Raw genomic sequence first — 26697 nt, forward strand, 5'->3', positions numbered from 1 at the left:
GCCCTCTACATCCAGGGCCGCGGCCAACTGCGCCGCGACCTGGCCAAGCTGCTGCGCACCGGACGCACGATGCGCCGGCCCCAACGCCAGTCCACCCGGCGCCAGAAGAGGTTCACCGCACCGATGGTGATGATCAGCGAGCGCCCGCCCGAGGCCGCCGACCGGGCGGTGCCCGGCCATTGGGAAGGGGACCTGATCATCGGCAAGGCCCACAAGTCCGCGATCGGCACCCTGGTGGAGCGCTCCACCAGGTTCGTCACCCTGGTCCACCTGCCCCGGGGCTATCATCCCGAGCAGTTCCGCGACGCTCTGGTCCAGGTCGTGAGCGACCTGCCCGCTCAGTTGCGCAGGTCGCTGACCTGGGACCAGGGCTCGGAGATGGCCCGCCACGCGGAGTTCACCACCGCGACCGACATCCCGGTCTATTTCTGCGACCCGGCCAGCCCTTGGCAGCGTGGCTCCAACGAGAACACCAACGGCCTGCTGCGCCAGTACTTCCCCAAGGGCACGGACCTGGCGGCCCACTCCCGCGAGGACCTGGACGCGGTGGCCGCCGAGCTCAACTCCCGCCCACGCAAAACGCTCGGCTGGGAAACCCCAGCCGAGCGTCTGGCTAAGCTGCTCTCGGCGAGCAACTGACCTCACGTGTTGCGACGACTCCTAGAATCCGCCTTCGGCCCAGGGGGTCGTCCATTCGGACGACCCGACCCCACCTCCCGCGACCTGGAGCGTTCTCCCAGCTCAGCCGAAGGGCATCGACGAAAGTCGGCCCCTCCCCTCGACCATGGAGACGCGCCCGCCCGCCCGGCCGCCTTCGAAGGAGTGCGCGCATGGGGTCCCGCAGGCGGATGTGGCGGAGGGTGACGCGAACCTAACGTGGTCCACGTACCCGGCGGCCGAGATACGGACCGCCGATCGAACGGAGAAGGACCCCGAACATGACGACGGTCGTGAACATGCTGAGCGGCGCCACCGACGAGACCCTGATCGCCATCGTGCTGGGCGCTCTGGTGGTCCTGGGCTTCCTCGCGGTGGTCGGACTGGTCGTCGCCGCGGTCTTCAGCATCCTCTTCTCTCAGCTGGACGGGGGCATGAAGATCGTCTGGCTGATCCTGGTCATCCTCGCACCGGTGATCGGCGCGCTCCTGTGGTTCCTCATCGGCCGCAGTCGGAGCCGGAGCCGCCCCGCCTACTACCGCTGACCTCCCCCTCCCCTGAGCGGGGGCACGGCACGCCGAACGAGCGGCGGTCGGGACGATCCACGAGGATCGGCCGACCGCCGCTCGGCGTTTTCCCGTGCAAAGCTCCCCTTTCTGACGCACGGTGGAGATCCGTGCCCTGATCCGATCGGGGTGCGAACACATCGAGGGCCCGCGCGGGTCCGGGGGGTGTTCCATGAGTGTGTGGACGTGGCTCGCTTCGTGGCCGGTGTTGCGTCAGGCCACCGGTGAGGACAGAACGGGCCGGGGGGCGGCCGTCAGGTCGGAGGAGACCGAACGAAAACGCCCTCGTATCGCGGACGCCGACCGGGTGGTGAAGTCGGTCTGTCCCTACTGCGCGGTGGGCTGCGGGCAGAACGTCTACGTCCGCGACGAGAAGGTGATCCAGATCGAGGGGGACCCCGACTCCCCCATCAGTCGGGGTCGGCTGTGCCCCAAGGGGTCGGCGAGCCTCCAGCTGACCACGGGCCCGGCCCGCCGGGACCGGGTCCTGTACCGCCCGCCCCACGGCACCGACTGGGAGGAACTGGACCTGGAGACCGCCATGGACATGGTGGCCGACCGGGTCCTGCGCACCCGCGAGGAGACCTGGGAGGAGGAGTACGCCGGTCGGCGTGTGGCCCGCACCCTCGGCCTGGCCTCCCTGGGCGGCGCGACCCTCGACAACGAGGAGAACTACCTCATCAAGAAGCTCCTCACCGCCCTGGGCGTGGTCCAGGTGGAGAACCAGGCGCGGGTGTGCCACAGCTCCACGGTGGCGGGCCTGGGGACCTCCTTCGGTCGGGGCGGGGCGACCATGTTCCTCCAGGATCTCCAGAACTCCGACTGCATCGTGATCGAGGGCTCCAACTTCGCCGAGGCGCACCCGGTGGGGTTCCAGTGGGTGATGGAGGCCAAGGCGCGCGGGGCGGTGGTCATCCACGTCGACCCGCGCTTCAGCCGTACCAGCGCCCTGGCCGACCTGCACGTGCCCATTCGGGCCGGTACCGACATCGCCTTCCTCGGCGCGATCATCAACCACGTCCTCACCGAGGAGAAGTACTTCCACGACTACGTGCTGGAGTACACCAACGCGGCGACCATCATCGAGGAGGACTTCCGGGACACCGAGGACCTGGACGGGGTCTTCTCCGGATTCTCCGAGAAGGACCGCTCCTACGACGTCTCCTCCTGGGGGTACGAGAACGTGCGGGTGGCGGCCGCGGCCGGCGACCGCTCCCATCACGTCTGGGAGGGGGACGAACCCGCCGTCGGCCACGCGGGCCGGCCCGAACAGCACGGATCCGGCGGGGCCGTCCTGCACGAGGGGGCCCGCCAGGACCGTACCCTCACCGACCCGCGCTGCGTCTTCCAGATCCTCAAACGCCACTACTCCCGCTACACCCCGGAGATGGTGGAGGAGGTGTGCGGCATCCCCCGGGACGTGTTCCTGCGGGTGTGCGAGCACCTCACGGAGAACTCCGGCCCCGACCGCACCAGCGCCTTCTGCTACGCGGTGGGCTGGACCCAGCACACCGTCGGCTCCCAGTACATCCGCACCGCCTCCATCCTCCAACTGCTTCTGGGCAACATCGGCAGGCCCGGAGGCGGGATCCAGGCCCTGCGCGGCCATGCCAGCATCCAGGGTTCCAGCGACGTGCCGACCCTGTTCGACCTGTTGCCCGGCTATCTGCCCATGCCGCACGCCTACGAGGAGGAGACCCTCGACGACTACATCAGCGCGGCCGGCTACCCGCACAAGGGTTTCTGGGCGGGCATGAAGTCCTACACCGTCAGTCTGCTCAAGGCCTGGTGGGGCGAGCACGCCACCGCCGAGAACGACTTCTGTTTCGGCCACCTGCCCCGGCTGACCGGCTCCCACAGCACCTACGACACCGTCATGGCGCAGATCGAGGGCGCCTGCAAGGGGTACTTCCTCATGGGGGAGAACCCCGCCGTGGGTTCGGCCAACAGTCGGGCCCAGCGCTTCGGGATGGCGAACCTGGACTGGCTGGTGGTACGCGACTTCTCCCTCATCGAGAGCGCCACCTGGTGGAAGGACGGACCGGAGATCGAGTCCGGGGAGATGCGCACCGAGGACATCGGAACGGAGGTGTTCTTCTTTCCGGCCGCCGCGCACACCGAGAAGTCCGGCACCTTCACCAACACCAACCGCACGCTCCAGTGGCACGACCGCGCGGTGCTCCCCTCCGGGGACCGGCGCAGTGACCTGTGGTTCATGTACCACCTGGGGCTGCTGATCCGTGGCCGGCTGGCCGACTCCGAGGACCCCAAGGACCGGCCGGTCCTCGATCTGACCTGGGACTATCCCTTGGAGGAGGGCGACGAGCCCAGCGCCGAGGCGATCCTGCGCGAGATCAACGGCCACGACGCCGACGGGCGCCCGCTGAGCGGCTACACCCGGTTGAAGGACGACGGCTCCACGAGCTGCGGCTGCTGGATCTACTGCGGGGTCTTCCGGGACGGGGTCAACCAGGCCGCGCGCAAGAGACCCGGGAACGAACAGGACTGGATCGCCGCCGAGTGGGCCTGGTCCTGGCCGGACAACCGCCGGATCCTGTACAACCGGGCCTCCGCCGATCCCGAGGGACGACCCTGGAGCGACCGCAAGGCGCTGATCTGGTGGGACGAGGACAGCGGACGCTGGACCGGCTACGACGTGGCCGACTTCGAACCGGACAAGGCACCCGGCCACCGGCCCTCCGAGGAGGCCCGGGGCGTGGAGGCGCTCAGTGGGGTGGACCCGTTCATCATGCAGGCCGACGGCAAGGGGTGGCTGTTCGCCCCGGCCGGGCTCAACGACGGTCCGATGCCCACGCACTACGAGCCGCAGGACACACCGTTCGACAACCCGCTGTACGGGCGCAGGAGCAACCCCACCAGACTGCTCTACCCGCACGAGCTCAACCGCTACCACCCTGCGCCGAACACGCCCGGGGCGCTGGTGTACCCGTACGTGGTGACCACCTACCGGTTGACCGAGCACTTCACCGCGGGCGGTATGAGCCGTTGGACCCCGTACCTGGCCGAACTCCAGCCGGAGTTCTTCTGCGAGGTCGGCCCGGAGCTGGCCGAGGAGCGGGAGCTAGAGCACGGAGGGTGGGCCACCATCGTCACGGCGCGCAACGCCATCGAGGCCCGGGTCCTGGTCACCGACCGCATGCGGCCGCTGCGCATCCAGGGCAGGACCGTGCACCAGATCGGCATGCCCTACCACTGGGGGCCCAACGGCTACTCGACCGGTGACGCCGCCAACGAGCTGATGTCCATCGCGCTGGACCCGAACGTGCACATCCAGGAGGTCAAGGCACTGACCGCCGACATCCGGCCCGGACGACGACCGAGGGGCCCGGATCGGGTCGCTCTGGTCGAGGAGTACCGGCGCAGGGCCGGGGTCACCGAGCGGACCGGAACGGAGGGCTGAGCGATGACGACGGACGAACGGCCGCCGCGCAAGGGGTTCTTCACCGACACCAGCGTGTGCATCGGCTGCAAGGCCTGCGAGGTGGCCTGCAAGGAGTGGAACTCCGTGCCCGAGGACGGGCTCGACTTCCTGGCCTCCTCCTTCGACAACAGTGGGCGCCTGAGCGCCGACACCTGGCGTCACGTGGCCTTCATCGAGCAGCGCGCCCCGTTGGGGCATCAGGACTCCGGGGTGGGGCGACCCGAGGGCACGGCCGGCCCGGTGGACCTGGGCATGCCGGCCTTCGAGCCGCCGGGGGCGGGCGAGGGCGGCGGGCAGGGCGACTTCCGCTGGTTGATGTCCTCGGACGTGTGCAAGCACTGCACGCACGCCGCCTGTCTGGACGTATGCCCCACCGGCGCGCTCTTTCGGACCGAGTTCGACACCGTGGTGGTGCAGGACGACATCTGCAACGGGTGCGGCTACTGCGTTCCGGCCTGCCCTTACGGGGTGATCGACCGCCGCGAGGTCGACGGGCGGGCCTGGAAGTGCACCCTGTGCTACGACCGGATCGGCGACGGCCTCGAACCGGCCTGTGCCAAGGCCTGCCCCACCGACTCCATCCAGTTCGGCGACGTGGACGAGTTGCGCGAGCGGGCGAAGCGCCGTGTGGAGGACCTACACGAGGCGGGAGTGTCCTCGGCCCGGCTGTACGGGGAGGATCCCGAGGACGGCGTGGGCGGCGCGGGGGCGTTCTTCCTGCTCCTGGACGAGCCCGAGGTGTACGGTCTGCCGCCGGACCCGGTGGTGACCACGAGGGACCTGCCGTCGATGTGGCGGCACGCCGGCGCGGCCGCGGCGGTGCTGTTGGCGGGCGCGGCCGTCGCGTTCGCGGGGAGGCGTTCATGAGCAATCCGGACCGTACCGGCGAGGGCGCGGGCGAGGCGGGGCACGAGGCGATCACCGGATCCGTCGACGCGCTCCCCGAAGGACGGCGCGGCGGCCGTCGGGGGCGACGGCGTCGGGGCGAGGAGACCCGCGTACCCGACGCGGAGTTCCGCTCCTATCACGGCCGTCCGGTGCTCAACCAGATCGTGTGGGAGGCCCGCGACATCGGCGGCTACCTGTTCCTGGGCGGTCTGGCCGGGGCCTCGTCCGTGCTGGCGGCGGGGGCGCAGCTCACGGGCCGCCCGGCCCTGGCGCGTCCGCTCAAGTACACCGCGCTGGCCGCGATCTCCGGGTCGACTGCGGCGCTCATCCACGACCTGGGACGTCCCGAACGGTTCCTCAACATGCTGCGGGTGTTCAAACCGACCTCGCCGATGAGCATGGGCACGTGGATCCTGATGTGCTACGGCCCCCTGGCCGGAGCCGCGGCGGTGACCGAGGCCACCGGATGGTTCCCCCGGCTGGGGAGTGCCGCCACGATCGGCGCCGGTCTGACCGGTCCTCTGGTGGCCACCTACACGGCGCCGCTCATCTGCGACACCGCGGTGCCCGCCTGGCACGAGGGGTATCGGCAGATGCCCTTCGTGTTCGCCTCCTCGGCGGCGGCCGCCGCCGGCGGTATGGGGCTGGTGGCCGCCCCGATCGAACAGAGCGGCCCCGCCCGTCGGGCCGCGGTCTGCGGCGCCTTGGGCGAGGTCGCGACGTCCACGTTCATGGAGCGCCGTATGGGCTTGGCCGGCGAACCCTACGAGCGCGGCCGCGCCGGGGCGCTGACCCGGGCCGCCAAGGCGCTCTCCCTGGCGGGGGCGGTCGGCGCGGTCCTGGGGCGTCGGAGCCGCGCGGTGTCGGCCCTGAGCGGTGCCGCGCTGGTGGCGGGATCGGCCCTGACCAGGGCGGGGATCTTCCAGGCGGGGGTGCAGTCGGCGGCCGATCCCAAGTACACCGTGGTCCCGCAGCGGCGCCGGTTGGAGGAGCGCGCGGCCGAGGAGGCCCGCGAACCGGTCGGAGCGGGCACCTCCGGATGAGGTCCGCCCCCGCGTCCTTCGAGAAGGGCGCGGGGGCGGTGTCCGTTCGATCCCCTAACGACCGTGGGGAAGGAACTCCTGGAGCTTGGTGGCCAGCCCGCGGGCGGCCACGCCCCTGGCCTCGGGGTCTCCCGACAGGAGCGCCTTCACGGTGTCGGAGACCTGTTCCCACTCGGCCTGGGGCGGGATCGGCGGCACGTTCCCGTCACAGTGCACGTCGATGACCACCGGCCCCTGCGCCTCCAGCGCCCGGTCCCAGGCGGGACCGACCTCGTCGGGCCGTTCCACCGTGATCCCCACCAGCCCCACGGACTCGGCGAAGGCCGCGTACGACATGTCGGGCAGGTCCTGCGAGTAGGGCGTCTTGGGAGAGCCGCCCATCGCGCGCAACTCCCAGGTGACCTGGTTGAGGTCGTTGTTGTGCAGCACGCACACCACCAGCCTCGGATCGTCCCACAGCTCCTGGTAGCGGCGGGCGGTCAACAGTTCCATGAGCCCGTTCATCTGCATCGCGCCGTCGCCCACGAGCGCGATCACCGGGCGGGTGGGCGCCGCGAACTTGGCTCCGATCGCGTACGGCACCGCGCACCCCATCGTGGCCAGGGTGCCCGAGAGCGACCCCCGGTTGTCCTCCCCCATGTCCAGGAAGCGGGCGTACCAGTTGGTGACCGAACCCGAGTCCGCGGTGACCACGGCGTCCTCGGGCAACCGCCGTGAGAGCTCGCGGACGGCGAGCATCGGGTTGACGGGGGCGGCCGAGACCTCCGCCTGGGCGTCCAGGACCGATCTCCATCGCCGCACGTTCCGTTCGATCGTGGAACGCCACCGCTCCCGACGGCCGTGCCGGTCGTCGGGCGGGTCCAGCCGTTCCAGGAGCGCGCGCAACGTGCTCTTGGCGTCTCCCACCAGGTTGACCTCGGTCGGATAGCGCATGCCGATGAGACGCGGATCGATGTCGATCTCCACCGCGCGACGCCCGAACGGAGGCAGGAACTGGGTGTAGGGCATGTTGGAGCCCACGATGAGGAGCGTGTCGCAGTCGCGCATGAGCTCCCACGAGGGCCGGGTCCCCAACAGGCCGACCGCGCCGGTCACCTGGGACAGGGTGTCGGGGAGCACGTCCTTGCCCAGGAGCGCCTTGGCGATACCGGCCCCGGTGGCGTCCGCCAGGGCCAGCACCTCGGGGGCCGCGCCTCGGGCCCCCTGCCCCACCAGGATCGCCACCCGCTCCCCCGCGTCGATCACCTCGGCCGCGCGGTCGAGCTCGCTCTCGGGCGGCAGCACGCTTCCGGGGCCGACCACCCGGTCCGGGGCGCTGGAGGGCACGTGCTTGAAGGCGTGCTCGGGCGGCTCGTAATCGAGTTCCTGCACGTCGGCGGGGATGATCACGGTGGCCGGCGCCCGTTCGGACAGGGCCGCGCGCATGGCTCGGTCCAGCACGTTGGGCAGCTGCTGCGGCACGTTGACCGTCTCCAGGAACGCCGACGAGACGTCCTTGAAGAGACTGTGCAGGTCGATCTCCTGCTGGTAGGCGCCGCCGACGGCGCTCCGGGAGGCCTGGCCGATGATCGCCACCACCGGCACGTGGTCGAGCTTGGCATCGTAGAGGCCGTTGAGCAGATGGACCGCGCCCGGACCTCCGGTGGCCATGCACACCCCGGGCCGGTCGCCGAACACGGCCCTGCCGACCGCTTCGAAGGCGGCCATCTCCTCGTGCCTGCTCTGGACGAACCTCGGCCCGTCCTCGATCTCGGCCAGTTGAGCGACCAGCCCGTTGACGCTGTCCCCGGGGTAGCCGAAGATCTCGGTGACGCCCCATTGGGACAGTCGGCGCAGTAGATGGTCGGCGACGTTCCGCGTCATGTTCCGTTCCTTCCGTATCGGCTCCTCCCGCCCGGTCGCTCAGGGCCGGAAGAGCACCTTGAAGGTTCCGTCCCGCTTCTCCTGGAAGTTCCGGTAGGCCTCCGGAGCCTCCTCCAGGGACAGGTGGTGGGTGGCGAAGTCCTCCACCCCCAGCACGTCCTGTTCGTCCAGTAGCGGAAGGATGTCCGGAGCCCAGTGGCGGACGTTGGCCTGCCCCATCCGTAGCCGGATCTGTTTGTCGAAGAGCGTGAGCATGGGGAGCGGATCGGTCATGCCCCCGTAGACGCCGGACAGGGAGATGGTCCCGCCCCGACGGACCAGGTCGATGGCGATCTGGAAGGCCGCCAGACGGTCCACCCCCGCCGTCTCCATCAGCTTGGCCGCCGCTCCCTTGGGCATCCAGGAGACCGCGCGCTGGGCCAGCCGCGCCGTTCCGTGCCCCTGAGCCTCCATACCGACGGCGTCGATGACCGAGTCCGGACCCCGGCCGTCGGTGCGCTCCCGGATCTGCTCGACGAGCTCGTCGGTATCGCTCGGCAGATCGAACACCTCGACGCCGCGCGCCGCCGCGCGCGCACGTCGTTCCGGGACCGGATCGACCCCGAAGACGCGATCCGCTCCACGGTGCAGCGCCACCCGGCACGCCATCTCCCCGATCGGCCCCAACCCCAGGACCGCCACGGTGCCCCCTTCGGGGATGTCCGCGTACTCGACCCCCTGCCAGGCTGTGGGAAGTACGTCCGACAGGTACACATAGCGGTCGTCCGGCCCTTGGGAGGGGACCGGGATCACGTTGTCCTTCGCCCGCGGCACCCGCAGGTACTCCGCCTGCGCCCCGGGCACCGAGCCGTAGAGGGCGCTGTAGCCGTAGATGCTCGCCCCCATGCCCTGGCTCTCCACCCGCGTGTTGTCGCACTGGGTCTGGAACCCGGTCTCGCACATCGGACAGTGGCCGCAGGAGATCTGGAAGGGGACGACGACCCGCTGTCCGGGCGCCAGGCCCGTGGCGTCGGGCCCCACCTCCTCGACCACGCCCATGGGCTCGTGTCCGAGGACGTCCCCGGCGTTCATGAACGGCCCGAGCACCTCGTACAGGTGCAGGTCGGAGCCGCACAGCCCGGAGGAGGTGACCCGGATGACGGCGTCGTCGAGCCGTTCGATCCGAGGGTCGGGGACCGTCTCGGTCCTGACGTCGCGTGTACCGTTCCACACCACCGCGCGCATGCTTCCCCCTGGTCTCGAAGGTCCCTGAACGAGGGGCGCCCCGCCCGGCCCCCGAACCGGGCGGGGCCCTCTCTCCCTCTTCCTCGATGGTCCGTGGGCGACGGCCCCCTCGCGTGAGACCGTCGCCGTGACGTGTCAGGCCGAGACGGCGCCCGTGGGCCGCTCCCAGTGACGGTGCAGCCCGATGAGTCGCGCGAACTCCTCGATGAACTCCGTGTCCACCGCGGGCGAGCGCACCACCCCTTCGTGGGTCACCGTCTCCAACGGCGGGGTGGCCAGCTGACCGGACACCCCCGTGCCCGTGAGCAGCGCCGTCCCCTGGCCGAGGGCCGCGATCGTCTTGTTGTGCTTATAGGCCTCCAGCACGAAATGCCGGGCCTCCCCGTCCTCCTCCAGGGCGTCGACCGAGTCCGCGCCGCCGGGGATCGCCACCGCGTCGTACAGGACCGAGGAGACGGTCGTGTAGGAACGGTCCAGCGCCAGGTCTCCTCCGTCCCGGGTCCGCACGGATCCGTCGGCGCGCGCGAGGAGTTCGACCACCGCGCCCTTCGCCACGAGGGCGTCCCTGATCGCCTCGACGGCGTCGCCGTCCACCCCATCGCTCAAGAGCACCGCCACCTGGCGGCCGGTCAGGTCGCCGAAGGCCGTGTTCGCCTGGCTGAGCGCGGGCGAGGAGTTCTCGTGCCCTCGCGTCCCTGGATCCTCGGGCGGTTCCACCCCGATCCCCTCGGCGACGGCGACGGCGAGCCCGTGGTCCACCTCCACCAGGTTGGCCACCACCCGCTGCCGGATCGAGAGCTCCTCGCACTTGCCCAGTTCGAAGCGGAAGGCCGCCACCAGGTGCTCCCTCTCCCAGTCGGCGAGGCTGTTGAGGAACAGCCGGGCCTGGGAGTAGTGGTCCTTGAAGCTCTCCGCCCGGCGGCGGATCTTGTTCCCCTCGACCTTCTCCGTGTAGTGGTGGTACACGTTCTCGTCGGCCAGGGCCGGGCAGCCGCCGCCCAGCGAGTTCGGGTAGTAGGAGGTCCCGCCCCGGTGCACGCGGTGCTGGGCGAAGCCGTCACGCTGATTGTTGTCGACCCGGGCCACCGGTCGATTGACGGGGATCTGCTGGAAGTTGGAGCCGCCCAGCCGCAGCAGCTGCGTGTCCAGGTAGGAGAAGTTGCGGGCCTGGAGCAGGGGATCGTTGGTGAAGTCGATCCCCGGGACCACGTTGGCGGTGTGGAAGGCGATCTGCTCGGTCTCGGCGAAGAAGTTGTCCGGGTTGCGGTTCAGGACCATCCGACCGATGGGCCGTACGGGCACCTGCTCCTCGGGGATGATCTTCGTGGCGTCCAGCAGGTCGAACGAGAAGTCGTGCTCGTTCTCCTCGGGCACCAGCTGCACCCCCAGTTCCCATTCGGGGTACTGGCCGCGTTCGATGGCCTCCCACAGGTCGCGGCGGTTGTAGTCGGGGTCCTTGCCCTGGATGCGCTGGGCCTCGTCCCACACCAGAGAGTGGGTCCCCAGGATCGGCCTCCAGTGGAACTTGACGAAGGTGCCCCGCCCCCGCTCGTCGACGAATCGGAAGGTGTGCACGCCGAAGCCCTGCATGGTGCGGTAGCTGCGCGGGATCGCCCGGTCCGACATCAGCCACATGATCATGTGGGTGGTCTCCGGTTGCAGCCCCACGAAGTCCCACAGGGTGTCGTGAGCCGATTGCGCCTGGGGGATCTCGTTGTGCGGTTCGGGTTTGACCGCGTGCACGAAGTCGGGGAACTTGATCCCGTCCTGGATGAAGAAGACCGGCATGTTGTTGCCGACCAGGTCGTAGTTGCCCTGTTCGGTGTAGAACTTGACCGCGAAACCGCGTACGTCGCGCACCGTGTCGGCCGAGCCGCGTGAACCGGCCACCGTGGAGAAGCGGACGAAGACCGGGGTGGTGACGTCGGGGCCGCTCAGGAAGTGCGCGGCGGTGAGGTCGGACAGGTCCTCGTAGGGCGTGAAGTGTCCGTAGGCGCCCGCTCCCCTTGCGTGGACCACCCTCTCGGGGATGCGTTCGTGGTCGAAGTGGGTGATCTTCTCCCGGGCGTGGAAGTCCTCCAGCAGCGTCGGTCCGCGCTCACCGACGCTCAGGGAGTTGTCGGTGTCCTCGACCCTGACCCCGGTCTCGGTGGTCAGCGGTCCTCGCGACTCCGTGCGCTCCGCGTCGAGCTGCCGGTCCTTGGCGTCACGTTCGGCGTCTGCCATGGTCGAACCCTCCTGTCGGACGATGCTCGGGACGATGGGGGCCTCATGGTCCGCCCTGACCGGAGAGAGCGATCCGCAAACGTCCCGGGCGGCGACTCCTCGCCCTCCGTCCACTTCTCCCCCATGGGGCGCCAATACCTGACAGAGCGGGGTCAAGGTCGTGTTCCCGTGTTTTCCCAGCGTGCTGCCCCGGGCATCCCCAGGGGGATACCCGCGGGCGCGGAACCGCTCGACGCCCGCCGTTCCCGCCCCGTCCGGGGGCCACCTTCCGTCCGGGCCCACCCGGCCTCGGACCTCTCCACATCGAAAAACGCCCGTGTTCGCGGCGCTCCGACGTGACCGCGTCCCATGGACAGGAGGTTCACCATGCCGACTTCCCCCGCGACCACCACCCCCGTCGGGCGGGTGCCCGGTCCCCGTCGCGAGCCTCCGGAGGACACCTCCACCGAGGACCTGATCTCACTACTGAAGTCGCTGGAGCCGGAGGACCCTCTGGTCGGACGGCTGCGCGAGCGCATCACACGGCACTACCTGCCGCTCCTGAATCGCATCGCCCACCGTTACCGGGGGCGCGGCGAGCGGGTGGAGGACCTGCGACAGACCGCCCACGTCGGGCTGGCCAAGGCGATCCGCGGCTACTCGCCCGAACGCGGCCGGGAATTCGTCCGCTATCTCACGCCGACCGTGATCGGGGAGATCAAACGCCACTTCCGAGACCACACCTGGGCGGTGCACACCCCCAGGGACCCCCGCACCCGGCGGACCGAGATGAACCGGGTCCGTCGCGAGATGGAGCAGCGTCTGTCCCGTACCCCCACCCTCACCGAGGTCGCCCGCGAGATGGGGCTGACCGAGCGGGAGTTGGAAGAGGCCAGGCTGGTGTCGGAGGCCTACAACACCGTCTCGTTGAACGCCTCCGACCCCAGGGAGGAGGGGCCGACCACCGCGTTCGATCGGTACCTCGGGGTGGAGGATCCCGAACTCGACCTGGTCGTGGACCGCGCCGCCGTCCGTCCGGCGCTGCGGAGCCTGCCCCACCGGGAGCGGCTGATCCTCAAACGTCGGTACTTCGACGAGTGGACCCAGGCGCAGATCGCCGAGGAGATCGGCTGCTCCCAGATGCAGGTCTCCCGCCTGCTCGCGGGCGCCCTGCGCACACTTCGCGCGAGGCTGGGCGTGGGCCGCCGACCCGACTAGCGCCCGTGCCGGTGGGGGGACCCGCCCCCACCGGCACGACCGTTGACCGGGCTCCGGGTCAGTCCGGTTCCACCAGGCGGACGAACAGGTCCGGGTCGATGTTGCCGCCGGAGAGCACCGCGACCGTCGCCTCGGGCCGTCCCGGTATCGTCTCGACCTTCCCCGACAGCAGGGCGGCCGTCGACAGCGCGCCGCTGGGTTCGGCCACCAGCCGGGATCCGTGCGCCAGGGCCCGCACCCCCTCGGCGATCTCCTCCTCGGTCACGGTGACGATCGCGTCCAGCCGGTCCCGCAGATGGGCGAAGGTCAGGTCGGACAGGCACACGCGCACGCCGTCGGCCATGGTCCGGTAGGTGCGTTCGGGCTCCCAGGGGATCCGGCGCCCCTCCCGCAGGCTCTCGGCCGCGTCGGCGGCCAGCTCCGGTTCCACCCCCACGACACGGACCCGGCGCGGATGCACCGTCCACGCGGCCGTGACGACCCCCGAGGCCAGCCCGCCACCGCCGACCGGGACCACGATCGTGGTGACGTCGGGGGACTGTTCCAGGATCTCCAATCCCACGGTCCCCTGCCCGGCGATCACCCGACGGTCGTCGAAGGGCGAGACGAAGGTCGCCCCATCCTTCGCGACCAGGTCCTCCACCGCCGATTCCCGCTCCGCCGGAGGCACCACGACCACGCGGGCGCCCAGGGCACGGATCCGGTACACCTTGGTCTCGGGCGCCCCCTCCGGGACCACCACGGTGCAGGCCACCCCCTCGCGTACCGCCGCCAGGGTGAGCGCCAGCCCATGATTGCCCGAAGAGTGGGTGACGACCCCGCGTTCACGTCGATCCCCGTCGAGCAGGGCCAACGCGTTGGTGGCGCCGCGCAGTTTGAACGCCCCGGTCGGTTGCAGACTCTCGGGTTTGACCAGGAAGGGGCGGTCGGTGTCGGGGCCGACCGTCAGGGGGGTGCGCACCACGTGCCCTTGGATCCTGGTGGCGGCGTCGTGTACATCCTGTGCTGTGACCGGTTCCATCCGGCGAGTATGCCCATGGCGGCCCTCGGCACACGGGATAATCGGACCCGATGCGTACCGAATGGACACCCGCCGACCTCCCCGGCCGGGAATTCTACAAACTGCTGACGTCCGTGGTGGTCCCGCGCCCGATCGCGTGGGTCTCCACCACCTCCGAGGAGGGTGTGGACAACCTGGCTCCGCACTCCTTCTTCACGATCTCCTGTATCGAACCGCCGATCGTGCAGTTCACCTCGGTGGGCCGCAAGGACTCTCTGACCAACGTCGAGGCGACCCGCGAGTTCGTGGTCAACCTCGCCCCCGAACCCCTCCAGGACCGGGTGAACGCCACCGGCACCCGTTACCCGGCGGACGTGAGCGAGTTCGACGCGCTGGACATCGCCCGCGAACCGAGCGTCGAGGTCCGGCCTCCCCGGGTGGCCTCCTCCCCCGTGGCCCTGGAGTGCGCGCTGCACTCGACCCTGACCCTGGGCGACTCCACCGTGGTGTTCGGCCGTATCGTGCGGGCCGCCGTGGACAAGGGGTACCTCGACGGCGACCATCCCGACGTCGAACTGCTCCGGCCGCTGGCCCGATTGGGACGCAACGAATGGTCCACCCTGGGCGAGGTGCGTCGGATCGACCGCATCCCCTACACGCCCTGAGGGACCGAGGACATCGAACGCCCCCTCCTTCGCGACGGATCCGGAGGGAGTGGGGCGAACGGCATGTACTACGGTGTTCGCTGAATATCGACACAAGTTCATGTCGTCGACGTCGTAGTGCACGGGAAGCCGGTGAGATTCCGGCGCGGTCCTCGCCACTGTGACCGGAGGGCGCCTCCCATACGCCACTGGGCCGAACACGGCCCGGGAAGGGCGGAGAGCGCTGGACGAGAGTCCGACTCCGGGAGCCAGGAGACCGGCTGCGACCGTCCGCGTCATCAAACCACGAAGGATGGTTTGTTCGATGAAGCCCAGTGACGCGCGGGCTCTCCGCCGCCGTGTCCGTTCCGGTCTCGCCCTCGTTCTGGTGGCCGCCCTCACCGCCTGCGGCGGGGCGATCTCCCCCGACGCCGAGGAGGCCGCCGGGGAGACCCTCCGCAACTGCGACGTCGACGTCCCCGCCGACGCTCCGCCGGAGCGGGTCTTCGCCGCCTACCAACCCGCCATCGAGATGGCGCACGCGCTCGGTATCGGCGACCGTCTGGTGGGCACGGCCTTCCTGGACGCCGTGGTCCTGGACGACTACGTCGAGGCCCAGGCCGAGCAGAAGTACTACCCGAACCTGCCCAGCCGTGAGGAGCTGCTCGACGCCAGACCCGACTTCGTGCTGTCCGGCTTCACCGACGTGTTCACCGACGAGAGTCTGGGCACCCGGGCCTCCCTGCGCGAACTGGGCGTGGAGAGCTGGATCTTCTCGCCCCTGTGTCCCAGCGAGGACGGGCGCAGCGACGAGAGCATCGACCCGGCCGACGTGACCATGGACAACGTCTACGCCGACCTGCGGGACCTGGGGACGCTGTTCGACGTGAGCGAGCGCGCCGACGAGGTCATCGCGGAGATGCGGGCCACCGTCGACGGGGTCACCGAGACCCTGGAGGGTCGGGTCGACGAGGACGAGCGCCCCACGGTGATGATCGGCCGCCCCGGCGACCAGGGGTTCCACGTGGCGGGCGGCCCCGACTTCTCCACCGAGCTCATCGACCTGGCGGGAGGGGTCAACGCCTTCGCCGACCTCGACGGACGCCGTAACCACCAGGTCTCCGTCGAGGACGTCATCGAACGCGATCCGGACCACATCCTGATCGACGTGTGCTGCGACGCCGAGATGACCGCCGCCGACTCCGCCCCCGACATCGAGCGGATCATGGACAACCCGGCCCTGGCCAACCTGACCGCGGTCACCGAGGACCAGGTGTGGGAGTTCACCTTCGCCGACCGTTCCGCCGGGGTGCGCAGCGCGCCCGCCGTGGCGACGATCGCGGAGATCATCCACCCCGACCTGTTCGGGTAGGGCCCGGTGGCCGAACGTACGGCCGACGCGTCCCCCTCCCCCACCCGGGTCCTCCCGCTCCGGGGCCCCCGGAGCGACCCCGGCGGCCCCGGCCTGCTCCGGAGTCCCCGGGCCCGGGCCGTCGGGCTGGTGGTGGCCGTGGGGGCGCTCGCCGTGACCCTGCTGGCGTCGGTGCTGGTCGGTTACCGGTACCTGTCGCCGACCGAGGTGTACTCCGCCTACTGGAACTTCACCGGCAGCGACACCGACCTGGTCGTGCTGCATCTCCGGGTGCCGCGCGCCCTCGCCGGGGTGGCCGTGGGCGCCGCCCTGGGCGTGTCCGGGGTACTGGTCCAGGGGATCACCCGCAACCCTCTGGGCGACCCGGGCATCCTCGGCATCAACTCGGGCGCCTCCCTGGCCACGGTCGTCGCCATCGGGGTGCTCGGGATCTCCGCCCTGCCGGTGTACGTCCTCTTCGCCTTCGGCGGCGCCGCCCTGGCCGCCGTCATGGTCCACCTGGTGGGTTCCCTGGGCTCCGGCGGGGCCGACCCGATCAAGCTGACCCTCGCCGGGGCGGCGCTCTCGGCGCTCCTGGGCTCGGTCACCTCGGCCCTGGTGCTGAGCGACCGGGCGAGCCTGGAGGAGTACCGCTTCTGGGTGGTGGGCTCGCTCTCCGGTTCGGAGGGCATGGGCGCCGTCCTGGGGCAGGCCGCTCCGTTCCTGCTCCTGGGGATGCTCCTGGCCTTCGGTTCGACCCGCGCCCTGAACGCGGTGGCGCTCGGCGACGACCTGGCCCGTTCCCTGGGCACCCGGGTGTGGGCGGTGCGCGCGGTGAGCGCCCTGGCCGTGGTGCTCCTCGCCGGGACGGCGACGGCGGTGGCCGGACCGATCGGGTTCGTGGGGATCGCGGTGCCGCACATCGCGCGTCTGCTCGTGGGCCCCGACCACCGGTGGGTCCTGCCCTGGTCGGCGGTGCTGGCGCCGATCCTGCTGCTGACCGCGGACATGGTCGGTCGGGTGGTGGCCCGCCCGGAGGAGCTCCAGGTCGGCATCGTCACCGCGCTCATCGGCGCCCCCTTCTTCATCGTTCTGGTGCGTCGACGAAGGGTGGCGGGCCTGTGAACGGATCACTCCTCTCGCGCGGCCCCTCCTCGGGGGTACTGCGCCGCGGTTCCCTGTCGGTACGTGTGTCCTGGCCGTCGATCCTGCTCGGCGGGGCCCTGACCGGCCTCGCCGCGGCGGTCACGGTGCTCTCGCTGACCGTCGGAGACTTCACCGTGGGAGCCGGGGAGGTCGTCGAGGCGCTCACCGGCCGGGCCGGGACGATGGTGACGCACGTGGTGGTGGAGATGCGCCTGCCCCGGGTGCTCACGGCCACGGGTGTGGGAGCGGCGTTGGCGCTCTCGGGTTCGCTACTGCAACGGCTCGCCCGCAACCCCTTGGTCAGCCCGGACATCATCGGGGTCAGCGCCGGGGCCACGACCGCGGCGGTCCTGGCCATCGTGGTCTTCGGCGGCACCACCCTGACGGTGACCGTCGGCTCCCTGGTCGGTGCGGTCTGCGCCGTGTCGCTGCTGTACCTGCTCTCCTACCGGCGCGGGGTCGTCGGAAACCGGATGATCCTGGTGGGGATCGCGCTCTCGGCGATGGCGGGCTCGGTGACGTCGTACCTGTTGACCAGGACCGAACTCTCCTCGGCCCAGCGCGCCATGGTCTGGATCACCGGCAGTCTGGCCAACCGGGAATGGCCGCACGCGATCACGATCTGGGCGGCCCTGGCTCTGCTGGCCCCCATCGCCTTCATGCTGTCGCGGTCGCTGGCCCTGCTCCAGCTCGGCGACGACATGGCGACCGCGTTGGGCTCCCGTGTCCAGGTCGCCCGCGCCGCCCTGGTGTTCACCTCCGCCGCGCTCGCGGCGATGGCCGCGTCCGTGGCCGGTCCGGTCTCGTTCGTCGCCCTGGTGGCGCCGCAGATCGTCCGTCGCCTGCTCGGCGCGGGTCCGGCGGGGCTCTTCCCCACCATGGTCTGCGGGGCCGTGCTGGTGGCCTGCTCGGACCTGATCGCGCGGACCGCCTTCGGCGGGGCCGAACTGCCCGTGGGGGTGATCACCGGGATCCTGGGCGCGCCCTACCTGCTGTACCTGCTGACCCGGCGGAACCGGGCCGGGCGGGGCGGGTGAACGTCGCCGGAGAGGGGCACGGGCCCCTCTCCGGCACGTCGTCCCCGGGTACCGGTCAGACCTCCAGGTCGATCTCGGGGGCGGGCAGGGAGGGCAGCCGGCCCACCACGGCGGAGGGGTCGCCGCTCCAGTCCATCGCCCCGATCTGGGCGAGCGAACGTCGGCCGGTCACCGCGCGGGCCAGTTCGAAGACGGTCGCCTCCAGGGTGAGATCGGCGCCCTCCCCCAACGACCATGTGCGGTCCGTGTCGGTGGCCCGGACCCGCACCGAGGGCAGGTCGGACGACCAGGCCAGGGCGAGACCGCCCAGGACGAAGTCGGCGAGCTGATCGGCGTCCTCGGTCCGGGGCCCCATCCCCAGGGCGCCCCGGATGTCGTTCTCGTGGTGCCACACGTCCAGGGCCGGCAGGGCGTAGCGCCTCCGGCTCTGGGAACCGACCAGTTCGAGCAGGGCCGGGGTGTTCTCGGTCCACTCGGCGGCGATCTCGTCGAGACTCATGCCCGCTCGATCGGCGACCTGACGGGCGGTCTCCTCGTCCCGGGTCGGAGGGGTCACGAGCCCCTGGACCACCTCGACGCAGAGCCCCGCCATGTGGGCGTAGGTCTGACGCACGTCCCAGGCCGGGCAGGCCGGGACGAGGGTGGTCCGCGCGCTCTCGTCGAGGGTTGCGGCCAGGGCGGCGAGGCGCTCCTGCCCGTTCCGATAGATGCGAAGGGTGTCCATCACATCAATTTACCTAACAGCGTTAGGGGAGGGGAGGCCGCCCCGTGGCTCGGAGCGGCCTCCCCGGTCGTCACTCGAAGACGACGTCGGAGCAGTTGTAGAAGGCCTCGGGGCTGTCGGAGCGTTCCCAGACCGAGTAGACGACGTGGCGTCCCTCCCGGTCGGGGAGGTCCACGTCCCAGTAGTACTCGGCGCCCGCCACTCCCCCGCTGCGCAGCGGGGGGTCGACGACCTCGTCGATCAGCTCCAGGTCGTCCCAGTTCAACGGGGCGCTCGGGTCCCAGTCGTCCACCGTGACGTAGGTGTAGAAGGTCCCCGGGTGGGGCGCCCACGCGTTGTGGTGGAACTCCACCGTCGTGTTCGGCCGCAACGGGGTGGAGGGCCAGTCGGTACGGGCCGCGTTGAAGGCCGAGAACTGTTCGGTGGGACCGCACAGCTCTCCGTCGGCCACGAACTCCCGGTGCCGTCCGTCGGAGTCGCCGATCAGGTTGCCGAACCAGTTCCAGAAGGCGTACTCGCCGCCCTCGTCGAGGGCGTCGGCGCAGGCGTCGTTGATGGGCTGGAGGGCGCCCCCGGACCCGCCGGCGATGGCGTCCTCATAGCAGGCGTAGGTCCGGGAGGCGGGGTAGGTGAAGGCCCCGTGGGCCTCGGCGGGGCTGGGCGCGGCGACGACGGCGTAGCCGACGACCAGGCCTCCGAGCGCCATGGTGGCGGTAAGGGTCTGGCGTGATCGCACAGGTCTCTCCTCCTGTGTTCGTGGGGGGTGCCCGGCCGCGCACGGTACGCGGCCGGGGTTCTTACGTACGCGCGCGTGATTCGGGTCACCGCTCCGCGCCGTACACGGGGGCCCGCACCGAGGTCTCCACGATGCCGTCGGGCCCGTGGATGATCCGGTCGCCCCAGGGGGTCGGGGAGTCGACGTCGAAGTTCTCGACCATGTCCAGGTAGGCGACCTCGGCGCCGTTCCCGCTCCAGGACCAACCGATGTACCCGAGACCGAGCCGTTCGGCGTGGCGCATGATGGCGTCCTCGTCCGGATCGCCGTCACTGTGGTCGAACCCGAACTCACCGATGACGAGGGGCAGACCGCGGTCGGTGAAGGACTCCAGGTAGTCGACGATCACCGACTCCTGTTCGTAGACGCCGTACATATGGATGGAGAACACGGTGTTGGAGTGGGGGTCGGAGTCGAAGACCTCCTGGGCACCGTCGCGCATGGTGTGCGTCCAGTCCTGGCCCCAGTTCGGGGCGTCGACGACCAGGGTGTGGTCGAAACCGGCCGCGCGCAGGCGCCGGATCGCCTCCGAGGTCTCGGAGGCCCAGGAGGCGTTGGTCGCCTCGTCGTTGCCGAAGGGCTCGTTGGCGATGTTGACCAGGACGTGCTCCTCCTCTCCCTCGATCGCGTCCTGGATCCGCAGCCAGTGGTCGACGGCCTGCTCCAGCGTCGCGGCCTCGGGATCCTCCCCATAGCCGGTGGTGTCGTGCACCTCCAACATGCAGATGAGCAGGTTCTCCTTGCAGTCGGCGACGATCGCGGCGACCTCTTCGGCGCCGTTCTCCTGCCAGCGGTCGCCGCTGCTGAGGACCACTCGGACGGTGTTGGCTCCCAGCGAACCGATGTCGGCCAGGGCCCCGGTCTCGTGGGGGAACCAGGTGTGCGGGTGGCTGACCCCGCGGATGACGAAATCGTTCCCCGCCGCGTCGACGAGGCGCCCGTCGTCGACCCGGAACCCGCTGTCGGCGTGGGCGGGGACCGCGTGTGCGAACGGAGCGGCCACGAGTGCGAGGGCCATGGCGAGGGCGGGTATCGGGCGTTGCTTCACGAGGGCTCCCTTCGGAAGGGGCGGCCCTGCCGGGCGCCCGCCGCCGGGGGACGGCGGGCGCCCGATCCGGGAGGGCCTCCTACTGGACGGGCGGGTGCGCGTTGGCCAGCAGCTCCTGGAACTGTGCGGAGAACCAGTGGCCGGAGACGGGCGCGTCGGGCAGGGCGCCGCTCATGTTGTGGTTGTTGCGGGGGTTCCCCTCATAGGTGGGGTCGCACATACGGTCGAACCCCTTGCCCTCGTCGTTGGGGATCTCGGCGCTGGAGCCGTCGGACTCGCCCGGGGGCTTCATCCACACGTAGGCGTCGATCCCCGGTTCGGGTGCGGTGGTCGGCCGCTCGCCGAGTCCGGCGCCGGCCTGGTTGCACCAGTTCCCGTACTGGATGCGGCGGTCGAAGCGGCCACCGTCGACGTAGGCGTCGACATCGGTGGTCGGTCCGGCCGAGACGGGCCTGTCGGGGCCGCCCCAACCGTTGCGGGAGGTGTCGATGAGCATTCCGATCCCCGGGTCGAACCCCTGGGAGACCAGCTCGACGCGCAGGGCCTGGGCGAAGGAGAGCTCGTCGACGTAGTTGTTCCAGTCCACCCAGGAGGACTGGCGCACCGGCGTTCCGTTGATGGTCTCGCCGATCGCGAAGTGCTCCTCCTTCAGGGCCGAGTAGTTGGCGGTGTTGGAGATGAAACCGTGCACGTCGTCGGGGGTGGCCCCGTTGGCGTTGGCGGCCTCGTGGAACAGCGCCGCGGAGGCGGCGAAGTTGTCCTCCCAGCCGATCCAGCCGTGGTGACCGGCGTCCACGTAGTTGTAGACGTTGTCGATCGCGCCGAGCCGGGACAGCGCGTAGCCGACGCCGTTGACGTAGTTGCCGTTGGCCAGCATGACGTCGCACTCGGGGGTGGCGGTGTTGCGGGGGGACACATTGGTAATCAGATTGGGCAGCGAGTCGAGCTCGATCGTGGTGACGATCCGCAGGGAGGTGTCCTCGTAGTCGCTCAGGATGTCCGCGATCGGGTCGATGTACTCCGACTCGTAGCGGTCGATCTCCTCGGGGCCGAGCTCGCCGTTGGAGGCCAGAGCGGCGCAGTCGCGCCCCGGCAGGTTGTAGACGACCAGCTGGAAGACCAGCGGCTCTCCGGCGGCTTGGGCGACCGCCTCGTCGAGGTGGTCGCGCAGACCCATGTCACCGGTGGTGGGGCTGTCGTTGCCCTCGATGGCGCTGATCCGGTCCAGCCAGACGCCGGTGGGCTGGTCCGCGACGGCCTCGCCACCGGGTTCGGCCGCGGCGTTGGCGGACCAGATCGGGTTCACGTAGACGTCGGCGCCCACGTACGGGTTGTCCACCCGCTCGTCGGCGGCGGTCGCCGGGGCGGAGGCGGTGAGTGCGGTGGTCACGCCCAGCAGGAGGGCGGAGGCCACGGCGAGCGCGCGCCGCGGCCGGGTCGGGTGTGCGTTGGTTCTGCTCATCTTCGTTTCCTCGCGTAGGGGGGTGCCAAGGAGGGTGAGCTTGCGAAGGGCGTCGCACGGGTCCTCGAGGGACCGGAAGGGGCGACGCGGTGTGCGGACTCGGCGGGGTGGGGACTCTCGCCGGTCCGTCGTGCACCGGTCGGTCGAGGTGCGGTCCGGTCTGCGAACCGGAGGGCGCCCCGTATTCGGGAGCGCTCCCATATTCGCTTCCCAGAAAGTTAACACCATTGAAATCCCGCTGCAACGGGTGATGAGAGGAAAACTCCACGAAGTCTCCGCCCGGCCCGGGGAGGCCCCTGCCCCCGTCACGTGACCGGGTACGATCGCCGCGCCGGACGGCCTACCGGGCCCCGCGTCCTCCGTCCGTGGGACCCGGTGCCCGCCCGCCCAACTCGGCCGACACCCGCGCCGCCACGGCCGCGACCTCCGGCCCGAGACGGCGCACCCTGGCCACCGGCAACCTGCCGGCCAGGGAGGAGACGCTGATCGCCGCCACGGGGTCACGGTTGTGGTCGAAGATCGGGGCGGCCACGCACCGTACCTCGGGCTCGTTCTCCCGGTCGTCGATGGCGTAGCCCCGCTCCCGCACCCGCCGCAGCTCCTCGGCGAGGACCCGGGGGTCGGTCACCGTCCTGGAGGTGACGGCCGGCAGACCGGCCGCCACCACATCGGCCACCAGGTCCTCCGGACCGAACGCGAGGATCGCCCTCCCCACCGCCGTACGGTAGGCGGGCATCCGGGCCCCGATCCGCGAGGACATGCGCACGGTGGCGGTGTTCTCCACCTTGTCGATGTAGACGACGTCGTGACCGTCCAGCAGCACCAGATGGCAGGTGTGGCCGGTCGCGCGCATCAGACCCCGCAGATGCTCAGAGGCCACCGAACGCAGATCCAGATGGTCCAGGTAGGACTGCCACAACAACAGGGCCGCCGTCCCCACCCGGAACCGCCCGGTGCGCGGATCACGGGTGAGCAGGCCGTACTCCACCAGCGGCACCGAAAGACGCAGAACGGTGCTCTTGTGCACCCCCAGTTCCTCCGCCAGCTCGGTCAGACCGACACCGCCGCGTTCGGGCGGCGCGGAACGGACCCGCTCCACCACGGCCAGCGCCCGGCGCAGCGACGCCGAGGAGTTGCGTCGGGGTTCGGGCACCGCTCTCACCCCTTGACCGCCCCGCCCAGGCCGTTGGCGAGCCTGCGCTGCACGAACAGGAAGAACACCAGGACGGGAAGGGTCATCAGGACCGAGCCCGCCATGATCCCGCCCCAGTCGTTCTCGTCCGGCTTGAACAGGGAGAGCAGGGCGATGGGCAGGGTCTGGTTCTCCTGCGCGGAGATGATGAAGGTGCGGGCGAACAGGAAGTCGTTCCACGTCATGATGAACGAGAAGATACTGCACGCCACCACGCCGGGGGCGACCAGTGGGAACAGCACCCTGGTGACGAAGGTGAGACTGCCGGCGCCGTCCAGCCAGGCCGCCTCCTCCAGCTCCTTGGGCACCGCCGCGACGAAGCTGCGCAGCATCCAGACCGCCAGGGGGATGGCGAACGCCGTGTGCACGAGCATGAGCGAGCCCAGCTGGTTGAGGCCGATCCCCGGAAGTCCGTACCCCAGGGTGCGCATGAGGAAGAACAGCGGGATGGTCAGCGCCTCGACCGGCACCATCTGCGCGGTCAGGATCATGATCAGCAGGGTCGTCCGCAGCCGGAACCGGTAGCGCGTGAGCGCCACCGCCGCCAGGAAGGCGCACAGGGTGGAGACGGTGACGACCACGACCGCCACCAGCAGACTGTTGAACAGGTACTGCCCGAACCCGTCGAGGAGCAGCACCCGACGGAACGACTCCAGGGTCGGTTCCAGGGTGTAGGGGGTGGGGTCTCCGGCCTCCAGGGCCGCGCGCGGTTTGAGCGCCGAGAGCACCATCCAGTAGAGCGGCAGGGCGACGACCAGGGCCACCAGCAGCCCGGCGGCGTCGCTCCCGAGCCTGCGGAGCGTCACAGTTCCTCCCCTTGGCGGCGCAGAGCGCGCAGGTAGACGAGAGTGATCAGCAACAGGAGCAGGGTGGTGATCACTCCGATCGCCGAGCCCAGGCCGTACTGCCCGGAGGCGAACGCCTTCTGATACGCGTACACGTTGAGGACCAGGTTCTGGCCGGCGATACCGCCGCCCCCGGTCATGATGTAGATCTGGGTGAAGATCTTGAAGTCCCAGATGATGGACTGGATGGTGACGATGGCGACCGCCGGACGCAGCATCGGCAGCATCACCGACCAGGCGATCCGGGACGTGGAGGCGCCGTCCAACCGGGCGGCCTCCAGCACCTCTTCGGGGATGGCCTTGATCCCCGCGTAGAGCGTGACCATCACGAACGGGAACGAGCACCACACCACCTGGGCCCCGACCAGCGCGAACGCCGACCACTTGTCGTAGGTCCAGGAGTGTCCGGAGAAGTCGCCCAGGCCCAGCCAGGTCAGGGCCTGGTTCACCGGTCCCAGGGTGGGATCGAACAGGTGCAGCCACACGGCGCTGCCGGTGACGGCGGGGGTCGCCCAGGCCCCCAGCGCGGCCAGGAAGAGCAGGGTACGCACCCAGGGGGTGAGCCGGGTGGCCAGGACCGCCAGCGTGCCGCCCACGGCCAGGGTGCCGAGCACACAGGCCGCGGCGAAGCCGATCGTGTTGAGCAGCACCTCCCAGAACTGCGCGTCGGCCATCAGGGCGCGGTAGTTCGCCCAACCGACGAACTCCAGCGGCTCGGCGCCGGTGACCTGGGGCTGCCGGTAGTCGAAGAACGAGACCAGGATCAGCTGGTAGAGCGGATAGACCAGCATGACGCCCAGGACCAGCGCGGCCGGTACCAGGTACATCCAGGGTTCGATCCGGCGGCCGCGAGAACCCGGGGGCCGGCCGGTGGGGCGTCGTGTCGCGGGGGACGTGGGGGCGGGGGCGGGGGGTCTGACGTCCACGGGTCTCACCCTCTCCCGAACGCGTCGTCGAGGGCCCGGGCGGCCTCCTCGGCGGCCTGGTCGACCGTCGCGTTCCCGGCCGCCACCCGCTGCACCATGGTGGGCAGGACGCCCTCGGCGTCCACCGTCGCCCAGGCGCCGGTGATCGGCACGAAGCGGGTCCCGGCGTCGATGGTCTCGACGAACGGGGCGATCTCCTCGTCGGAGGCGGCCAGCTCCTCACGGACGTCGGTGTAGGCGGGGAGGTTCCCCATGGCCTCGTACATCTTCAGCTGGTACTCCTTGCCCGCCAGCAGTTTCACGAACTCCACCGCGAGGGTGCGGCGTTCGGTCCCGGCCAGGACACCGAGGTTGTTGCCTCCGGCGAAGGCCGGGGCGACGGTGCCGGGCTCGGTCCCGGGAAGGGGGACGACGGCGGCGTCCTCGGCGACGTCGCTGTCGTGCAGCGCGTTGAGGTTGAAGTTGCCGCCGATGGTCATGGCCGCGTTGCCCGCGAGAAAGTTCTGCACGGAGGCGTCCCCGGTCATCTGCGAACAGGTCTGCGGCGGACAGACGTCGTCGGAGAGGATGCTCCCGTACAGTTCCAGCCCCCGGCGGGACTCGGCGGAGTCGATGGTGGCGGTGTAGGTGCCCTCGTGGAGCTCGGCGATGTCGCCGCCGTGCGCCCATACGAACGGCATCATCGCGTAGGTGTAGGCGCCGCCGGTGGAGATCCCGAGCATGGCCGGGTCGTGCTCGCGCACCGCGCGCGCGGTCTCCACGACCTCCTCCAGGGTCCCGGGCACCTCCAGGTCGAGCTCCTCCAGAACGTCGGTGCGGTAGAAGAGGGCGCGGGCCCCGAGGAACCAGGGCACCCCGTAGTCGACCCCTTCGACCCGGGCCGTTGCCGCGACGTCCTCGGAGACGTCCTCGTAGGGCTCCCAGCCGGCCAGGTCGTCGGTGATGTCCGCGAAACCGGCGGACTCGACGTAGCCGGCCAGGTCGGTGTTGCCGTACTCGGCGACGTCGGGGGCGGAGGCGGGGTCGAGGAAGGCGCCTTGGAAGCGCTCGGCCCGTGTCTCCACCGGGATGTACTGGACCTGGACGTCGACACCGTCGTGCGCGGCCTCGAACTCCGCGACGGCCTCGTCGACGACCCGTTCCTTCGGGGCCTGGTCGACCTCGGAGAACAACCAGACGCGGAGCGTTCCCTCCCTCTCGTCCACGCCGGAGGCGGCGCCGGGGGTCTGTAGTGGTGCGCAGGCGGTGATCAGGGCCGCGAGTCCGAGGAGCGCGCAGGCGCGCGCGGGGGCTGTGAGTCGCATCGGGACTCCCCAGGTCGGAGGCGGGCAGAGCGGTAACCGACTCATCGGTGGGATGACTCTAGGGAGACGCCCGAACGGGACATAAGGGAGTGCGCGCAAAGTTGTGCCCCGCACAACGCGGGGTGCGCAGTGCAGGG

At 70.4% G+C, this 26697-nt stretch carries 21 protein-coding genes, 1 pseudogene and 1 riboswitch; of the genes and pseudogenes, 10 read left to right on the forward strand and 12 right to left on the reverse strand.

Features of this window, described 5'->3' with window-relative positions:
- The 5 genes from TR33_RS23595 to nrfD all read left to right on the forward strand — a co-directional run.
- A partial coding sequence (locus tag TR33_RS23595) for an IS30 family transposase (RefSeq protein WP_042285619.1) occupies window positions 1-639 on the forward strand: 639 nt, incomplete at its 5' end.
- 299 nt (window positions 640-938) lie between these two features.
- Entirely contained in the window at window positions 939-1202 is a 264-nt protein-coding gene (locus tag TR33_RS23600) for a PLDc N-terminal domain-containing protein (RefSeq protein WP_014911446.1), read from the forward strand.
- A 193-nt stretch (window positions 1203-1395) separates the two neighbouring features.
- Window positions 1396-4644 carry a formate dehydrogenase gene (gene fdh, locus TR33_RS23605; RefSeq protein WP_026125122.1) on the forward strand — a complete coding sequence of 1083 codons (3249 nt, stop codon included), beginning with the start codon at window positions 1396-1398 and terminating at the stop codon, window positions 4642-4644.
- 3 nt (window positions 4645-4647) lie between these two features.
- Complete coding sequence (locus TR33_RS23610) at window positions 4648-5532, forward strand: 4Fe-4S dicluster domain-containing protein (protein WP_014913288.1); 885 nt, start codon at window positions 4648-4650, stop codon at window positions 5530-5532.
- Window positions 5529-6596 carry an NrfD/PsrC family molybdoenzyme membrane anchor subunit gene (nrfD, locus tag TR33_RS23615; RefSeq protein WP_042285621.1) on the forward strand — a complete coding sequence of 356 codons (1068 nt, stop codon included), beginning with the start codon at window positions 5529-5531 and terminating at the stop codon, window positions 6594-6596. The genes TR33_RS23610 and nrfD overlap by 4 nt, the downstream gene beginning before the upstream one ends.
- A gap of 54 nt (window positions 6597-6650) precedes the next feature.
- On the opposite strand, the gene TR33_RS23620 is transcribed toward nrfD, so the two are convergent.
- From TR33_RS23620 to TR33_RS23630, 3 genes are all read right to left on the reverse strand, one after another.
- Complete coding sequence (locus TR33_RS23620; RefSeq protein ID WP_017535222.1) at window positions 6651-8459, reverse strand: thiamine pyrophosphate-requiring protein; 1809 nt, start codon at window positions 8457-8459, stop codon at window positions 6651-6653.
- 39 nt (window positions 8460-8498) lie between these two features.
- Window positions 8499-9683, reverse strand: coding sequence for an alcohol dehydrogenase catalytic domain-containing protein (locus tag TR33_RS23625; protein WP_017535221.1), 1185 nt, complete (start codon window positions 9681-9683; stop codon window positions 8499-8501).
- A gap of 135 nt (window positions 9684-9818) precedes the next feature.
- Entirely contained in the window at window positions 9819-11909 is a 2091-nt protein-coding gene (locus TR33_RS23630) for a catalase (protein WP_042285623.1), read from the reverse strand.
- Window positions 11910-12275: 366 nt separating this feature from the next.
- Between TR33_RS23630 and TR33_RS23635 the strand changes: the two genes are divergently transcribed.
- Window positions 12276-13106, forward strand: coding sequence for a sigma-70 family RNA polymerase sigma factor (locus TR33_RS23635; RefSeq protein WP_042285707.1), 831 nt, complete (start codon window positions 12276-12278; stop codon window positions 13104-13106).
- Window positions 13107-13164: 58 nt separating this feature from the next.
- Here the strand turns inward: TR33_RS23635 and TR33_RS23640 are convergent, their stop codons facing one another.
- The gene (locus tag TR33_RS23640; RefSeq protein WP_042285625.1) at window positions 13165-14127 is read right to left on the reverse strand and encodes a threonine ammonia-lyase; all 963 of its coding nucleotides are present in this window, start codon (window positions 14125-14127) and stop codon (window positions 13165-13167) included.
- Between the two features lie 50 nt (window positions 14128-14177).
- On the opposite strand from TR33_RS23640, the gene TR33_RS23645 reads away from it, so the two are divergent.
- The 4 genes from TR33_RS23645 (at window position 14178) to TR33_RS23660 (ending at window position 18284) form a co-directional block, all read left to right on the forward strand.
- Complete coding sequence (locus TR33_RS23645) at window positions 14178-14771, forward strand: flavin reductase family protein (RefSeq protein ID WP_017535217.1); 594 nt, start codon at window positions 14178-14180, stop codon at window positions 14769-14771.
- 98 nt (window positions 14772-14869) lie between these two features.
- Window positions 14870-15050, forward strand: a riboswitch (cobalamin riboswitch).
- Between the two features lie 25 nt (window positions 15051-15075).
- Window positions 15076-16122 carry an ABC transporter substrate-binding protein gene (locus TR33_RS23650; RefSeq protein ID WP_017535216.1) on the forward strand — a complete coding sequence of 349 codons (1047 nt, stop codon included), beginning with the start codon at window positions 15076-15078 and terminating at the stop codon, window positions 16120-16122.
- Between the two features lie 6 nt (window positions 16123-16128).
- A complete protein-coding gene (locus TR33_RS23655; protein ID WP_042285628.1) occupies window positions 16129-17226 on the forward strand; it encodes a FecCD family ABC transporter permease in 1098 nt (365 codons plus the stop codon).
- On the forward strand, window positions 17223-18284 hold the full coding sequence (locus TR33_RS23660; protein ID WP_014910299.1) for a FecCD family ABC transporter permease: 1062 nt from the start codon (window positions 17223-17225) through the stop codon (window positions 18282-18284). The genes TR33_RS23655 and TR33_RS23660 overlap by 4 nt, the downstream gene beginning before the upstream one ends.
- A gap of 55 nt (window positions 18285-18339) precedes the next feature.
- Here TR33_RS23660 and TR33_RS23665 read toward each other — a convergent pair whose 3' ends face one another.
- The 8 genes and pseudogenes from TR33_RS23665 to TR33_RS23700 all read right to left on the reverse strand — a co-directional run bounded on the left by TR33_RS23665 (window position 18340) and on the right by TR33_RS23700 (window position 26560).
- Window positions 18340-19008 carry a maleylpyruvate isomerase family mycothiol-dependent enzyme gene (locus tag TR33_RS23665; RefSeq protein ID WP_041562037.1) on the reverse strand — a complete coding sequence of 223 codons (669 nt, stop codon included), beginning with the start codon at window positions 19006-19008 and terminating at the stop codon, window positions 18340-18342.
- Between the two features lie 76 nt (window positions 19009-19084).
- Window positions 19085-19744 (reverse strand): annotated as a pseudogene (locus tag TR33_RS23670) (lytic polysaccharide monooxygenase auxiliary activity family 9 protein); the annotation flags it as partial.
- An 85-nt stretch (window positions 19745-19829) separates the two neighbouring features.
- On the reverse strand, window positions 19830-20831 hold the full coding sequence (locus TR33_RS23675) for a glycoside hydrolase family 5 protein (RefSeq protein ID WP_017535212.1): 1002 nt from the start codon (window positions 20829-20831) through the stop codon (window positions 19830-19832).
- Between the two features lie 79 nt (window positions 20832-20910).
- Window positions 20911-22293 carry a glycoside hydrolase family 6 protein gene (locus TR33_RS23680; RefSeq protein ID WP_017535211.1) on the reverse strand — a complete coding sequence of 461 codons (1383 nt, stop codon included), beginning with the start codon at window positions 22291-22293 and terminating at the stop codon, window positions 20911-20913.
- 340 nt (window positions 22294-22633) lie between these two features.
- On the reverse strand, window positions 22634-23446 hold the full coding sequence (locus TR33_RS23685) for an IclR family transcriptional regulator (RefSeq protein ID WP_017535210.1): 813 nt from the start codon (window positions 23444-23446) through the stop codon (window positions 22634-22636).
- Window positions 23447-23451: 5 nt separating this feature from the next.
- The gene (locus TR33_RS23690; RefSeq protein ID WP_017535209.1) at window positions 23452-24291 is read right to left on the reverse strand and encodes a carbohydrate ABC transporter permease; all 840 of its coding nucleotides are present in this window, start codon (window positions 24289-24291) and stop codon (window positions 23452-23454) included.
- The gene (locus TR33_RS23695) at window positions 24288-25157 is read right to left on the reverse strand and encodes a carbohydrate ABC transporter permease (protein WP_014910452.1); all 870 of its coding nucleotides are present in this window, start codon (window positions 25155-25157) and stop codon (window positions 24288-24290) included. Before TR33_RS23695 ends, TR33_RS23690 begins: the two co-directional genes overlap by 4 nt.
- A gap of 104 nt (window positions 25158-25261) precedes the next feature.
- A complete protein-coding gene (locus TR33_RS23700) occupies window positions 25262-26560 on the reverse strand; it encodes an extracellular solute-binding protein (RefSeq protein WP_042285633.1) in 1299 nt (432 codons plus the stop codon).
- Between the last annotated feature and the right edge of the window lie 137 nt (window positions 26561-26697).

The organism is Nocardiopsis alba (assembly GCF_000710955.1).
In the GTDB taxonomy this organism is placed as follows: Bacteria; Actinomycetota; Actinomycetes; order Streptosporangiales; family Streptosporangiaceae; genus Nocardiopsis; species Nocardiopsis alba.